This window comes from Polaromonas sp. YR568 (assembly GCF_900116715.1).
Taxonomy (GTDB): domain Bacteria; phylum Pseudomonadota; class Gammaproteobacteria; order Burkholderiales; family Burkholderiaceae_C; genus Polaromonas.
Genome location: NZ_FPBM01000010.1, coordinates 116,444 through 130,222 on the forward strand (window position 1 = coordinate 116,444; position 13,779 = coordinate 130,222).

At 63.2% G+C, this 13,779-nt stretch carries 12 protein-coding genes; 9 read left to right on the top strand and 3 right to left on the bottom strand.

The features are described from left to right. The first annotated feature begins 79 nt into the window (after window positions 1-79). From BM408_RS19035 to BM408_RS19075, 9 genes are all read left to right on the top strand, one after another. A complete protein-coding gene (locus BM408_RS19035; protein WP_092131890.1) occupies window positions 80-880 on the top strand; it encodes a cytochrome C assembly family protein in 801 nt (266 codons plus the stop codon). Next, window positions 877-1,119 carry a PP0621 family protein gene (locus BM408_RS19040; RefSeq protein ID WP_092131891.1) on the top strand — a complete coding sequence of 81 codons (243 nt, stop codon included), beginning with the start codon at window positions 877-879 and terminating at the stop codon, window positions 1,117-1,119. The genes BM408_RS19035 and BM408_RS19040 overlap by 4 nt, the downstream gene beginning before the upstream one ends. After that, on the top strand, window positions 1,116-2,834 hold the full coding sequence (locus BM408_RS19045) for a sensor histidine kinase (RefSeq protein ID WP_092131893.1): 1,719 nt from the start codon (window positions 1,116-1,118) through the stop codon (window positions 2,832-2,834). Before BM408_RS19040 ends, BM408_RS19045 begins: the two co-directional genes overlap by 4 nt. A 1-nt stretch (window position 2,835) precedes the next feature. Then, window positions 2,836-4,293 (top strand): sigma-54-dependent transcriptional regulator, encoded by a 1,458-nt coding sequence (locus tag BM408_RS19050; RefSeq protein WP_092131894.1) that lies wholly within the window; start codon window positions 2,836-2,838, stop codon window positions 4,291-4,293. Continuing rightward, window positions 4,280-4,885, top strand: a complete 606-nt coding sequence (gene ampD, locus BM408_RS19055; protein WP_092132047.1) for a 1,6-anhydro-N-acetylmuramyl-L-alanine amidase AmpD — start codon at window positions 4,280-4,282, stop codon at window positions 4,883-4,885. Before BM408_RS19050 ends, ampD begins: the two co-directional genes overlap by 14 nt. A 442-nt stretch (window positions 4,886-5,327) precedes the next feature. Then, a complete protein-coding gene (locus tag BM408_RS19060; RefSeq protein ID WP_092131896.1) occupies window positions 5,328-8,237 on the top strand; it encodes a ribonucleoside-diphosphate reductase subunit alpha in 2,910 nt (969 codons plus the stop codon). Window positions 8,238-8,370: 133 nt separating this feature from the next. Next, complete coding sequence (locus BM408_RS19065; RefSeq protein ID WP_092131897.1) at window positions 8,371-9,600, top strand: ribonucleotide-diphosphate reductase subunit beta; 1,230 nt, start codon at window positions 8,371-8,373, stop codon at window positions 9,598-9,600. Between the two features lie 186 nt (window positions 9,601-9,786). Beyond that, window positions 9,787-10,251, top strand: coding sequence for a histone H1-like DNA-binding protein (locus BM408_RS19070; RefSeq protein WP_092131899.1), 465 nt, complete (start codon window positions 9,787-9,789; stop codon window positions 10,249-10,251). Between the two features lie 123 nt (window positions 10,252-10,374). After that, window positions 10,375-10,737, top strand: coding sequence for a DUF167 domain-containing protein (locus tag BM408_RS19075; protein WP_092131901.1), 363 nt, complete (start codon window positions 10,375-10,377; stop codon window positions 10,735-10,737). Window positions 10,738-10,766: 29 nt separating this feature from the next. Here BM408_RS19075 and BM408_RS19080 read toward each other — a convergent pair whose 3' ends face one another. From BM408_RS19080 to prmA, 3 genes are all read right to left on the bottom strand, one after another. Further along, the gene (locus BM408_RS19080) at window positions 10,767-11,669 is read right to left on the bottom strand and encodes a carbohydrate kinase family protein (protein WP_092131902.1); all 903 of its coding nucleotides are present in this window, start codon (window positions 11,667-11,669) and stop codon (window positions 10,767-10,769) included. An 18-nt stretch (window positions 11,670-11,687) separates the two neighbouring features. Then, window positions 11,688-12,809, bottom strand: coding sequence for a DUF3426 domain-containing protein (locus BM408_RS19085; RefSeq protein ID WP_092131904.1), 1,122 nt, complete (start codon window positions 12,807-12,809; stop codon window positions 11,688-11,690). A 74-nt stretch (window positions 12,810-12,883) separates the two neighbouring features. Then, window positions 12,884-13,774 (bottom strand): 50S ribosomal protein L11 methyltransferase, encoded by an 891-nt coding sequence (gene prmA / locus BM408_RS19090; RefSeq protein WP_092131905.1) that lies wholly within the window; start codon window positions 13,772-13,774, stop codon window positions 12,884-12,886. Between the last annotated feature and the right edge of the window lie 5 nt (window positions 13,775-13,779).

Sequence of the window (13,779 nt, forward strand, 5' to 3'; positions counted from 1 at the left end):
TGGGGCAGTTAGGTGGGAAGTGAAAGCGCCAGGCTGTCAGGAAGGCGGCGGAAAAGACAGTAAAGGCTAAACTCTAGCCATGATTTTAGCTTTGAGCGACTGGTGGGGTCTTGCGGCTGCGGCAGGCGCCGCCATCGCCTATGCCGTGCTGGCGCTGGCCACGCCGCGTCTGAGCGCCGGCACCACACGCGCCGTGCTGCTGGCCGCCTGGCTGCTGCACGCGCTGGCGCTGGCCGACGGCCTGCTGGGCGAGCCGCCCCGCTTCGGCTTTGCGCCGGCCCTTTCCATGACCGTCTGGCTGGTGCTGACGGTCTATGCCATCGAAAGCCGCCTCTTTCCGCAGCTCCAGGCCCACTGGGCGCTGGCCGGGCTGGGCAGCGCCGCAGTCATCCTGGCAGCCATCTTCCCGGGCACGACCTACCATGCCATTGCATCACCCTGGCTGCCCCTGCACTGGGCCCTGGGCATCGCCTCTTACGGCCTTTTTGCCGCGGCAGTCGTGCACGGCTGGCTGATGACGCGCTCGGAGCGCGCCATACGCCAGGCCGCGCAAACCGATGCCGGCGTGCCGCTGCTCACGCTGGAGCGCCTCACCTTCCGTTTCGTGGAAGCCGGGTTTGTATTGCTGTCGGCCACGCTGTTTGTGGGCTGGCTGTTCGCCGAAACACTGTATGGACCGGGGCTGGCCTGGAAGTGGAACCACAAAACCGTGTTCTCGGTGCTGGCCTGGCTGACCTTCGCCGGCCTGCTGATAGGCCGCGCGCGCCTGGGCTGGCGCGGCCGCAAGGCGGTGAACGTGCTGTACCTGGGCTCCGGCCTCTTGCTGCTGGGCTATGCGGGTTCGCGCTTCGTGCTTGAAGTCATCTTGAGGCGGGCATGAAGTACCTCCTGGTCGCGGCCCTGGTGCTGGTGGTGTTCTGGCTCTGGCGGCACAACCGCGAGAAGGAAAGAAACGACGCCGCGCCCGCACGTGCGCCGGCGCCGCCCAAATCCGCAAGCGCCGTCACCGAAATGGTGGCCTGCGCGGTCTGCGGCCTGCATCTGCCGAAATCCGAAGCGCTGATCGGCGATAAGGGCATTTATTGCAGCCACGCCCACCGCCGCCAGGCCACTGAATGAGTACGCCATCCCACTGGTTTGAGGCGGGCACCGACAAAGGCCCGGGCGGCTGGGACCTCATCGCCGAACCGGGCGCTTTCGGCCGCCTGTGGCATGTGTTCATGACGGCGCGTGTTGCGATTGCAGCGGTGCTGCTGAGCCTGCAAGCCGTCATCTACGTGCTGGGCAACATCACCCACGGCTGGTCTATCGGGATCTGCGTTGCCTACCTGTGCGCCACACTGAGCGTGCGGCTGTGGGCCAGACCCCGGCCGCCGGGCAGCACCTTCGACGCGCAATGGGTGCTGACCATCGGCGTGGACGTTGTCACGTTCTCGATGCTCAATGTCCTGCAGTCGAGCGGCATCAACTACACCCCGCTGTTTGCGCTGCCGGTGCTGCTGTCGTCCATCCTCGGGCCGATTTTGCTGGCTTTCGGAACCGCAGCCAGCGTGACGCTGCTGCTGCTGGCCGACGCATGGTCGAGCTCGCTGCAGCAGGCGGGCGACGCCAGCGCGCGCTTTTTGCAGGCGGGGCTCAGTGGCTCCGGTTTCTTCCTGGTGGCCCTGCTGGCCAATCACCTTGCCCTGCGCCTGGCGCGGGAAGAGCAATCGGCAAAACGCAGCCAGTCGGCTGCGCGCATGCAGACGCAGGTCAATGAGCTGGTCATCGAGGCATTGGCCGACGGTGTGCTGGTGGTTGATATCAATGGCATCGTCCGCTCGGCCAACCCGGCCTCCAGGCGGCTGCTGACCGCCGGTGAATCCTCGCGCACCGCGCCTTTTATCCTGGCGACCGAGTCCGCATGGCAGCCCCTGGCCGAATTGACGCACCGCACTTTCAGTGCGCAGTTGCCCCAGGAAGCCGAAGTCAGCCTGGAATATCCGGACAGCCCGCCGCGGCGGCTGCATGTGCGCACACGGCTGGCCGCCTCGCAAAACGGCACACACGAGAGCCTGTGCGTGATGTTTCTTGAAGACCTGCGCGAAATGGAAGCGCGGGTGCGGACCGAGAAGATGGCCGCCATGGGCCGCATGTCGGCGGCCGTGGCCCATGAGATCCGCAATCCGCTGGCGGCCATCTCGCAGGCCAACGCGCTCCTCGAAGAAGACCTGCAGGATCCGGCCCACCGCCAGCTCACGGCCATGGTCAGCCAAAACGCACAGCGCCTGGCCAGGATTGTCGACGAGGTGCTCAATATCTCCAGGGCGCAGGCGCAGCTGCCCTTGACGGAAACGACCACCCTGGCGCTGGATGAAACCGTCCAGAAAATCGCCGCTGACTGGGCCACGCAAACCGCGGCCTCCAACCGCCTGGGCATCGCGGTGGGCTCGGGCAATGCGGTCGTGTGCTTTGAGCCCGAGCACTTGCGGCGCCTGATGATCAATTTGCTGGACAACGCCTTGCGCTATGCCACGGCGTCCCCCCGGGCGATTGAAGTGAGTACGCAGTTCGTGCCCGCCGGGCAGGCTTTCCTCTCGGTCTGGAGCGACGGGCAACCGCTGGAGCAGACCGTGCAGACGCATTTGTTCGAGCCGTTTTTCTCGTCGGAAAGCCGCTCCAGCGGGCTGGGCCTCTATATATGCAGGGAACTGTGCGAGCGCTACGGCGCGCTGATCGGCTACCAGCGCGTGCAGCGCGCGGGCATCGACGGCAACGAGTTTTTTGTGATGTTCAAGCCCACGGCGCAGGCCTCCAGCACGCGCTCGCCGTCTTTTGCCACAATGCCCACCTGACATGAGCACGCAAACCCCTGCCCCCCAGCAAGCCCGCATCCTCGTCATTGACGACGAACCGGACCTGCGGACGCTGTATGAGCTGACCCTGCTCAGGGAAGGCTACCGGGTGGAGGCCGCCGGTGACCTGCTGCAGGCCCGCCAACAGCTCAGCGAGAACCGCTTCGACGCAGTCATCACCGACATGCGGCTGCCGGACGGCCTGGGACTTGAATTGCTGCGTGACCTGGTGGCCCAGCAAAGGCCGGAGCGCTGCGTAGTCATCACTGCACATGGTTCTGCCGAAAATGCGGTGGAAGCCCTCAAAGCCGGCGCCTTTGACTACCTCACCAAGCCGGTGGACCTCAAGCAATTCCGCAGCGTGGTCGCATCGGCCATACAGGGCACAAAACACCCCGTGCCGGCTGCCAAGGCAGACCGCAGCCCGCCGCCGGACTCGGGCATTGCGCCCCTGGCGATCCCCCTGCCCGTGGCTGCTGACGCCCCTTTGATTCTGAAAAAGCTGGTCGGCGAGTCGCCGGTCATGCGTGCGGTGAAATCGCGCATCGTCAAAGTGGCCGGCAGCATGGCGCCTATCCTGATTCAGGGAGAGTCTGGCACCGGCAAGGAACTGGTCGCGCGCGCGGTGCACGGCTGCAGCCACCGGGCGGCAGGCCCCTTTGTGGCGGTCAACTGCAGTGCGATTCCGGAAAATCTTCTCGAAGCAGAATTTTTCGGCGCACGCAAAGGTGCCTACACCGGCTCGTCACAAGACCGGCAGGGCTACTTCCAGGCCGCCAAGGGCGGCACCCTGTTTCTCGATGAGATCGGCGACCTGCCGCTGGCCATGCAATCGAAGTTGCTGCGGGCCATCCAGGAGCGCACGGTGCGCCCGCTCGGGTCACCCCAGGAAGATGCCGTCGACGTGCGCATCGTCAGCGCGACCCACAAGGACCTGGCCACCGAAGTGGCGCAAGGGACCTTCCGCCAGGATTTGTATTACCGGCTCAACGTGATCGAAATTCTCGTGCCGCCGCTGCGCGAACGGCGCGAAGACCTCCCCGCGCTGTGCAACGCCCTGCTGTCCAGAATCTGCCAGGAGTCCGGCTTTGCCATGCCCGAGCTGACCGACGCCGTGATGGAGCAGTTGCGCGCCCGGCCCTTCAACGGCAATGTGCGCGAGCTCGAAAACACCCTGCACCGGGCCGTGGCGCTGGGCGACGGCAGTGAATTGCACTTCGATGCGCCGGTTGAGGAGGACGTCGCGGTTCCGGAGAACCTGCAGGATTACCTGGACAGGCAGGAACGCAGCATCCTCACCAAGGTGTTGCTGGAAACCGGCTTCAACCGCACTGCGGCGGCCTCCAGGCTGGGCCTGAGCCTTCGCCAGATACGCTACCGGATTGCACGCCTGAACATCGCGACCCCGGGCAGCGACGACGCTGACGATGGACAGGGCGCCGCCGATGACGCGGCCTGACGCCGGCGGCGCGCCCGCCTCCCCGCCCTCCCAGCCTTTGTGGCACAAGGGCTGGTACCGCTATGCCCGGGCACTGGCCTCGCCCAACTTCGGCCCACGCCCCGAAGGCGCGCAAATCGATCTGGTCGTCATCCACTCCATCAGCCTGCCGCCCGGTGAATTCGGCAACGGCAATGTCCAGCGACTCTTTACCAATGAACTCGATTGGGACGCGCATAGCTACTTCCAGGGCATTCGGGGCCTGCAGGTTTCGTCGCATTTCTTCATCGCCCGCACCGGCGCCTTGTGGCAGTTTGTGGGCTGCGATGACCGGGCATGGCATGCCGGTGAGTCCAGCTACCGCGGGCGCAGCAATTGCAATGACGACTCAATCGGCATTGAGCTCGAAGGCCTCGAAGGAGGCCTCTTTGAAGCAGCCCAATACGAAACCCTGACCGGGCTGTGCGCCTCGCTTTTTCAGGCCTACCCCATCGCGCACATTGCGGGGCATGAGCACATTGCACCGGGCCGCAAGCTGGATCCGGGCCCGGGCTTCGATTGGCCTTTGCTGCAAGACGCGCTTGCTTCGCCGCTAGGTGTTTTCCCGAAATGATTTGAGCGGCCCACTGCCGCGCGCCACACCATCGAGGTGCGTTTTGCGGCGCAAAAATTTTGGGAATTTTTACCGCACCAATACCTGCCGGTGCCGCCGGCCCAAAGCCTGCGCCAAGCCGCGCCAGTGCTTTGCCCATGGTGCGCAAGCGTGATTTCACGAGGCATTTGGCGAAGATCAACGCGTCGTCCTATGCTCAATCCGGGTGCGCAAAATGCGGCAGAAAAAGCCACAAAACGTAACAGCGAATTCAGAGAGCGATACACTACCTGTAGTGGCTTGTATTCCCTTAGTACCCTAGGTATAGTGTCTAAGCCCTAATTCAGTTTTGACGTAATTCGGGCTCCGCGCCGCAGGGAACCGTTCATTGCCCTTGAACAACCCCGGCAGACAGGGATGCCCCGGACAGCACGTCAGACAGTCATAAAACAAAGAGGAACTCATGCAAACAGCACAACACGCGGTGCCAGCAACGTCCGGCGTTCTGGCAGGCAATCCCGCAGCAGTCGACACCAACGCGCAATCCAACCCCCTCGCCCATTACCAGATCATTCGCCGCAATGGCGGCGTGGTGCCCTTTGAGCCCAACAAGATTGCCGTGGCCATGATGAAGGCCTTCCTGGCCGTTCACGGCACGCAAGGCGCCGCATCGGCCAGCGTCCGCGAAACGGTGGACGGCCTGACCCAGGCGGTCATCCGCGCCCTGATGCGTTCGCGCCCAGGCGGCGGCACCTTTCATATAGAAGACGTGCAGGACCAGGTCGAACTCGGCCTGATGCGCGGCGGCCACCACGAAATCGCCCGCGCCTACGTGCTGTACCGCGAAAAGCGCACGCAAGAGCGCGCACGCCAGCCGCAAACCGCCACGCCCGCAGCGCCCCTGATCCATGTGACCGACCGCGGCAACCGCGTCGCGCTCGACGTGCGCAACCTGCAGGCCCTGATTGAAGCGTCCTGCGCCAACCTGGGCGCCGACGTCAAACCCGACCCCATCGTTGCCGAAACCATGCGCAACCTGTACGACGGCGTTCCCATCGACGAGGTCTACAAGGCGTCCATCCTGGCAGCGCGCACGCTGATCGAAAAAGACCCCGACTACACCTACGCCACCGCGCGCCTGCTGATGCACACCATCCGCCGCGAAGTGCTGGGTGAAGAAGTCAACCAGGCCGACATGGCCGTCCGCTATGCCGAATACTTCCCCCAGTTCATCGCCAAGGGCGTGCAAAACGAGCTGCTGGACGAAAAGCTGCAGCAGTTCGACCTGGCCCGCCTGGGCGCCGCGCTCAAGCCCGAGCGCGACCTGAAGTTCGACTACCTCGGCCTGCAGACCCTGTTTGACCGCTACTTCCTGCACGTGCGCAAGCAGCGCATCGAGCTGCCACAGGCTTTCTTCATGCGCGTGGCCATGGGCCTGTCGCTCAACGAAATCAACCGCGAAGAGCGCGCGATCGAGTTCTACGAAATCCTGTCGTCCTTCGACTTCATGTCGAGCACGCCCACCCTGTTCAACGCCGGCACGCTGCGCTCGCAGCTGTCGTCCTGCTACCTGACCACCGTCGCCGACGACCTGGGCGGCATCTACGACGCCATCAAGGAAAACGCCCTGCTGTCCAAATTTGCCGGCGGCCTGGGCAATGACTGGACGCCCGTGCGCGCCCTGGGCGCCCATATCAAGGGCACCAACGGCGAATCGCAAGGCGTCGTGCCTTTCCTCAAAGTCGTCAACGACACGGCAGTGGCGGTCAACCAGGGCGGCAAGCGCAAGGGCGCCGTCTGCGCCTACCTGGAAACCTGGCACCTGGATATTGAAGAGTTCCTGGAACTGCGCAAGAACACCGGCGACGACCGCCGCCGCACGCACGACATGAACACCGCCAACTGGATCCCCGACCTCTTCATGCGCCGCGTGATGGAAAAGGGCACCTGGACGCTGTTCTCGCCTTCAGACACCCCGGACCTGCACGACAAGTTCGGCAAGGACTTCGAAAAGATCTACACCGCCTACGAAGCCAAGGCCGAGCGCGGCGAGATCAAGCCGTCCCGCAAGCTGCAGGCCACCGATATGTGGCGCAAGATGCTGTCGATGCTGTTTGAAACCGGCCATCCCTGGATCACCTTCAAGGATGCCTGCAACGTGCGCTCGCCGCAGCAGCACACCGGCGTTGTGCACTCGTCCAACCTGTGCACCGAGATCACGCTCAACACCAGCGACACCGAAACTGCCGTCTGCAACCTCGGCTCGGTCAACCTCGTCCAGCATTTGAAGGACGGTGCGGTCGACCACGAGAAGCTCAAGAAAACCATCACCACGGCCATGCGCATGCTGGACAACGTGATCGACATCAACTACTACGCCGTCAAGAAGGCCCGCGACTCCAACATGCGCCATCGCCCCGTGGGCCTGGGCATCATGGGCTTCCAGGACTGCCTGTATGAGCTGCGCGTGCCCTACGCATCGCAGGAAGCCGTCGAGTTCGCCGACAAGTCCATGGAAGCCGTCTGCTACCACGCCTACTGGGCCTCCACCGAGCTGGCCAAAGAGCGCGGCAAGTACGCCAGCTACAAGGGCTCGCTCTGGGACAAGGGCGTCCTGCCCCTGGACACGCTGGACATGCTGGCCGAGCAGCGCGGCGGCTACGTCGAAGTCGACCGTTCCGCCACGCTGGATTGGGAAGCCCTGCGCAAGAAGATCGCCCAGGACGGCATGCGCAACTCCAACTGCGTCGCCATCGCCCCAACGGCCACCATTTCCAACATCATCGGCGTGGACGCCTGCATCGAGCCCTGCTTCGGCAACCTCTCGGTCAAGTCCAACCTGTCCGGCGAATTCACGGTCATCAACCACTACCTGGTACGCGACCTCAAGCGCCTGAACCTGTGGGACGACGTGATGGTGGTGGACCTGAAGCACTTCGACGGATCGCTGCGCCCCATCGATCGTGTGCCGCAAGACGTCAAGGCGCTGTACGCCACGGCGTTTGAGATTGAGACTTCCTGGATTGTCGAAGCCGCGGCGCGACGCCAGAAGTGGATCGACCAGGCACAGTCGCTCAATATCTATATGGCAGGCGCCTCGGGCAAGAAGCTTGACGACACCTACAAGCTGGCCTGGTTGCGCGGCCTGAAGACCACCTACTACCTGCGCACGCAGAGCGCGACGCACGCCGAGAAATCGACCGTGACCGCCGGCAAGATGAACTCGGTTTCATCGGGCCCCGCACCGGCAAGCAGCGGCATGAGCGCACTCGAAGCGGCAGCTGCCGCGGCGCAAGCGCAGATGAATGCAACGCCTGCGACCGACATCAAGTTCTGCGCGATCGATGACCCGGGATGCGAGGCTTGCCAATAAAAAAACACCGGGTCGCGCGGTCACCCGGCCGCGCGATTCGATGTATATGAGCAACACAATTTTGTAGCGATGTGAATGAACACTTTTCATTTTGTATCGCTGCTTTCATAATCCCAAAGTATTGGAAACCTCTATGTTGACCTGGGACGAAGAAGTCAAACCATCGTTGCAAACATCTCATAACAGCGGCACGCCCGAAGGCCGCTCGATGGAACTTCCGCCTCTTTCTTTGAACACTGCCGAGCAACCCCAAGCGCAAGTGCGCATGCTCAACGACGGCGCGTTCACACCTGCACCCGCTGCAATCTCTTCTACCCCTTCTGCTGCAGCAGAGCCCGCCAAGGCGCAACGCGTCAAGGCCTCCGACAAGCGCATCATCAACGGCCAGACCGACGTCAACCAGCTGGTGCCCTTCAAATACAAATGGGCCTGGGAGAAATACCTCGCCACCTGCGCCAACCACTGGATGCCGCAGGAAGTGAACATGACGCGCGACATCGCGCTCTGGAAAGACCCCAACGGCCTGACCGAAGACGAGCGCCGCCTGGTCAAGCGCAACCTAGGTTTCTTTGTGACGGCCGATTCGCTGGCCGCCAACAACATCGTGCTGGGCACTTACCGCCACATCACGGCGCCCGAGTGCCGCCAGTTCCTGCTGCGCCAGGCTTTTGAAGAAGCCATCCACACCCACGCCTATCAGTACATCACCGAGTCGCTGGGCCTGGACGAAGCCGAGATCTTCAACGCCTACAACGAAGTCCAGTCCATCAAGGACAAGGACCAGTTCCTGATCCCTTTCATTGAAGTCATCTCCAACCCCCACTTCAAGACCGGTACGCCCGAAGCCGACCAGACCCTGCTCAAGTCGCTGATCGTGTTCGCCTGCCTGATGGAGGGCTTGTTCTTCTATGTGGGCTTCACGCAAATTCTTGCCCTGGGCCGCCAGAACAAGATGACCGGCGCCGCCGAGCAATACCAGTACATCCTGCGCGACGAGTCGATGCACTGCAATTTCGGCATCGACCTGATCAACCAGCTGAAGCTGGAAAACCCCCATCTCTGGACCGCAGAGTTCAAGGCCGAGATCAAGGCCTTGTTCATGAAAGCCGTCGAACTGGAATACCGCTACGCCGAAGACACCATGCCGCGCGGCGTGCTCGGCCTCAATGCCTCCATGTTCAAAGGCTACCTCCGCTACATTGCCAATCGCCGCGCCACGCAGATCGGACTTGAAACTCTCTTCCCCAACGAGGAGAATCCGTTCCCGTGGATGAGCGAAATGATCGACCTGAAGAAAGAGCGCAACTTCTTTGAAACCCGTGTGATCGAGTACCAGTCCGGTGGTGCCCTTTCCTGGGATTGATTGAAAAACGCCCGAACAATGATTTTAAGAATTGCAATGACCAATGACAGCACCACAGAAGTGCGCGTTGGGCTTTGCTCCTGTGTTCGCGGCGCTGGGACCGGTTTATCCGGGGCCCAACGCCGTGAATCGCTTTACGTACTCCAACCGTGAAGTGCTCTTTGCAACGTGATCAAGGAGAAAACTATGGCAACTGCGAAAAAAACTGCGGCTAAAAAAGCTGCTCCAAAGAAGGCCCCTGCCAAGAAGGTAGCGGCCAAGAAGGCTCCTGCGAAAAAAGCAGCAGCGAAAAAAGCTCCGGCTAAAAAAGCTCCAGCGAAAAAAGTAGCGGCTAAGAAGCCAGCTGCGAAAAAATCGCCAGCGAAAAAGCCAGCAGCCAAGAAGGTAGCGGCCAAGAAGCCAGCGGCGAAGAAAGCCGCAGCTAAGAAGCCAGCAGCCAAGAAGGCCGCGAAAAAGGTAGCGAAGAAACCAGCGGCCAAGAAAGCCGCTGCGAAAAAGCCTGCCGCCAAGAAAGCAGCGAAAAAGCCCGCTGCGAAGAAAGCCGCGAAAAAACCTGCTGCCAAAGCACCCGCTGTAGCGGCTGCCCCTGCGGCTCAGACAACTCTGAACCCGCAAGCTGCCTGGCCGTTTCCAACAGCCAGCAAGCCGTAAGCAGTAAGGTATTTCTGCTTGGAGCCCGATATCGAAAGGTGTCGGGCTTTTTTCATGCCTGTTCCGTTTCCGGTATCCGGCCGACCATCCTTATCCCCTTCCCCTCAACCGCTTGCCGCCGCCATGAACACGCCCCCAGAGCTGCCCGCCCTGCCCTTCATGCGGCTGGACAAGAACGGCGACGTCCTGCTGGACATACACGTGGTGCCGAACGCGGCCAAAACCCAGGCCGTGGGCCTGCATGGCGAAACCGGCGAGCTGGCGTTGCGCTTGCGGCTGCAGGCACCGCCGGTGGACGGCAAGGCCAACCAGGCGCTGGTGAAATGGCTGGCCGGCTGTCTGGGTATTCCACAGCAAGCCGTCACGCTGGCGCGCGGGGAAACCTCCAGGCGCAAGCAGCTGCGTGTGGCAGCAGCCGCAGCGAGCCGGGCCAGTTGGGATGAATTGGTGAGGGCAGCAGCGGGCAAGGACGACCTGCCCACCTGACTGACAAGCGGCGAGTAGCGAAGTGGCGCTTAGCCCGCGATTTGCGCGGCCGTCAGCGTGTAATTCTGGCCACCGCGCGTGGCGATCTTCAGTGCGCCCACCCGGTTGCCCAGCGCGGCGCAACGTTCCAGCGACCAGCCCTGCTCCAGGCCGAACAGCAGCGCACCGCGAAAGGCGTCGCCGCAACCGGTCGGGTCGACCACCTCTGTGGCCTTCACAGGCGGCACCAGGGTTTTCTCGCCACCCACCCAGACTTCGCAGCCCTCGGCGCCCAGCGTCACCACCAGACCCTCGACCTTGCGCGACAGCTCGGCGCAAGACAGCCCCGTGCGCTCGCAGAGCATCTTGGCTTCGTAGTCATTGACGGTCACCCAGGTCGCCAGCTCGACAAAATGCGCCAGGTCCTTGCCGTCAAACATGGGCAGGCCCTGGCCCGGATCGAACACGAAAGGAATGCCGGCCGCCTTGAACTGCTCGGCATGCTGCAGCATCGCATCGCGCCCGTCGGGGGCAATGATGCCCAGCTTGATGTCGCTGCGCGCCTCGATGCGGGTCACGTGGGCCTGCATCATCGCGCCGGGGTGAAAAGCCGTGATCTGGTTGTTGTCGCGGTCGGTCATGATCATGGCCTGCGCGGTGTAGGTGTCGCTCACCTGGTGGACAAACTCGGTGCTGACGCCCAGGGTCTTCATGCGCTCCACATATTCGGCGCCGTCGGTGCCGACCGTGGCCATGGGCAGCGGTTGGCCGCCTAGCTGGCGCAGGCTGTAGGCGATGTTGCCGGCGCAGCCGCCGAATTCGCGGCGCAGGGCGGGCACGAGAAAAGACACATTGAGGATGTGCAACTGGTCGGGCAGGATCTGCTCGGAAAAACGCCCCTCAAAGGTCATGATGGTGTCAAACGCCAGGGAGCCACAGATAACAGCAGACATTCAGTTTTCTCGTTTCAATCAGGGATAAAAAGCCAGGACGCGGTAGCCCGCAACCCGCAGGGAGCCGCCGGGCGTGGCAGGAGAAGAAGAGGCCGAGGAAGGCGCCGGTGCGCCCGCATCGCCGGAGACTTTCATGATGACCAGGCCTGCCAGCTCCGACTGCGCGGCCAGCGTGGAGGTTTTGGCGCCAAACTGCGCCGGCGTGAGGATGCGGCGCACCACGGCCTGATCCTGGGTGTCGGTCAATGTGACTTCCAGCGAGGGCATTTCCAGAACGACCACGCCGGTGTTCTTGAGGGTAAAACTGAGCCGGTAGGCGTCGGGCCCGAGCCGGTTGAAGGTGGAGCTGTCGATCACCAGCGATTCGATATGCCGGGGCGCGCGTATCTCGCATTTCAGCGGGCCGCAAATCGCCTGAAGCGCCGGCACCAGGCGCGGCTCCAGCGCAGCGAGGGTGTCCCTTTGCTGAACGCCCCATTGCACCACCAGGGCGGCCAACAGCAGCAAAGACAGCAAGGCCAGCGACCAGCGTGTCGCCGGCTTCTTCCAGAACGCCTTGCGCCGCGCGTCCCGCACAAAAGAGACATCGTGCTCCACCCGCGAGTCCGGCATGCCGGAGTCCACATCTGAAAAAAGGAAACTGGAATCGTCTTCGATGGCGGGGCGCACCACGACCGGCTGCCGGGGCGGTGGCATCGGGGGCAACGAGTCGTCATCATCATCCAGCTCCGCCGGGTCCAGCTGGCGCTCCTGTTGCGCCCGCTTCCAGCGGCCGGGGTCAAAGTCGGCGGCGCTGTCCTGGGCTTCTGCGGGCCCGGGCCTGGACGGCCGCAGCGGCGCCCTGTCGGCAAATGAGCGGGCGGGCGCCCAGTCATCGGGGTGGAGACTTGCCGGTTCCGTATCGGCGGTGGCTTGTCTGGCGGCAGGAAGCTCGGGCTCCGGCAGCGGCTGCGGTTGCGTGTCGGCAATCGAAGGAAGTGAAGCGGCCATAGCCGACATGTCGCGCGGCAGCAAATGGACCGAGGCGTCGAAGACTTCGGCGCAATGCCCGCATCGCACCCAGCCCTGCGAGACTTTGAGTTGATCGGTCACGACTTTGAACATCGTGCCGCAAGCGGGGCAGCGCGTAATCAGGCTCATTTAGCGCTGTATTGTAGGGGCCGCAACCGCTGCCGGCGGCCCAAGGACCGTCATGCGCGACGGCCGGTGCCGGCTCAGAACCGGGCGGTCATCAGGATCCAGCCCTCTTGCGCGTCATGCACCGTAAGCTGGCAGTACGGCGCATAGGCCTCCTTGAGCTCTTCAGCCTGGCGCTCAAGAATGCCGGCCAGCACCAGGTGCCCGCCTTTTTCGACATGCGCGCACAGCAGCGGCGCCAGCACTTTCAGCGGCGTGGCCAGGATGTTGGCGAGTACCGTCTGGTACTTGCCGGCGGCCTTCTCGGGCAGGCCGGCCTTGAGGGCCACATGATTGGCTTCGGCATTGGCGCGTGTCGATTCGACGGCCGCCGGGTCAATATCGACAGCATCGATGTCCAGCGCGCCAAACTTCGCCGCACCAATGGCCAGGATGCCCGAGCCGCAGCCGTAGTCCAGGACACGGCCCAGGCTTTTACCGGCACTGCCCTGGCCGGCAATCCAGCGAAGGCACATGCGCGTGGTCGGGTGCGTGCCCGTGCCAAACGCGAGGCCCGGGTCCAGCCGGATCAGTTGTTTGGCCTCAGCGGGCGGCTCATGCCAGGTCGGCACGATCCAGAATTCAGGGGTGATCTCGACCGGCTCGAACTGCGATTGCGTCAGGCGCACCCAGTCCTGCTCAGGCACCGGCTGAATCGCCACCACCCGGCAGCCCGCGAAAAAGTCTTGCGCCGCCAGCACTCCAGCCGCGTCACGCGCCAGGGCTTCAGTGGCAAACAGCGACACGATGCGAGAACGCTCCCAGCCTGCCTTGGGCGGCGGCATGTCCGGCTCGCCAAACAGCGCCTGCTCGGCCGGCGTCTGTGCATCGGCGTCTTCCACCGACACGCTGAGCGCATCCAGCGCATCCAGCGCCTCGCTCAGGATTTCGACTTCGTCGACGGGGGCCAGCAGGATCAGTTCAAACATACTCA

Coding starts and splice junctions, on each gene's coding strand:
- BM408_RS19035 (WP_092131890.1), top strand. CDS start 80: ATGATTTTAGCTTTGAGCGACTGGTGGGGTCTTGCGGCTGCGGCAGGC.
- BM408_RS19040 (WP_092131891.1), top strand. CDS start 877: ATGAAGTACCTCCTGGTCGCGGCCCTGGTGCTGGTGGTGTTCTGGCTC.
- BM408_RS19045 (WP_092131893.1), top strand. CDS start 1,116: ATGAGTACGCCATCCCACTGGTTTGAGGCGGGCACCGACAAAGGCCCG.
- BM408_RS19050 (WP_092131894.1), top strand. CDS start 2,836: ATGAGCACGCAAACCCCTGCCCCCCAGCAAGCCCGCATCCTCGTCATT.
- ampD (WP_092132047.1), top strand. CDS start 4,280: ATGACGCGGCCTGACGCCGGCGGCGCGCCCGCCTCCCCGCCCTCCCAG.
- BM408_RS19060 (WP_092131896.1), top strand. CDS start 5,328: ATGCAAACAGCACAACACGCGGTGCCAGCAACGTCCGGCGTTCTGGCA.
- BM408_RS19065 (WP_092131897.1), top strand. CDS start 8,371: ATGTTGACCTGGGACGAAGAAGTCAAACCATCGTTGCAAACATCTCAT.
- BM408_RS19070 (WP_092131899.1), top strand. CDS start 9,787: ATGGCAACTGCGAAAAAAACTGCGGCTAAAAAAGCTGCTCCAAAGAAG.
- BM408_RS19075 (WP_092131901.1), top strand. CDS start 10,375: ATGAACACGCCCCCAGAGCTGCCCGCCCTGCCCTTCATGCGGCTGGAC.
- BM408_RS19080 (WP_092131902.1), bottom strand. CDS start 11,669: ATGTCTGCTGTTATCTGTGGCTCCCTGGCGTTTGACACCATCATGACC.
- BM408_RS19085 (WP_092131904.1), bottom strand. CDS start 12,809: ATGAGCCTGATTACGCGCTGCCCCGCTTGCGGCACGATGTTCAAAGTC.
- prmA (WP_092131905.1), bottom strand. CDS start 13,774: ATGTTTGAACTGATCCTGCTGGCCCCCGTCGACGAAGTCGAAATCCTG.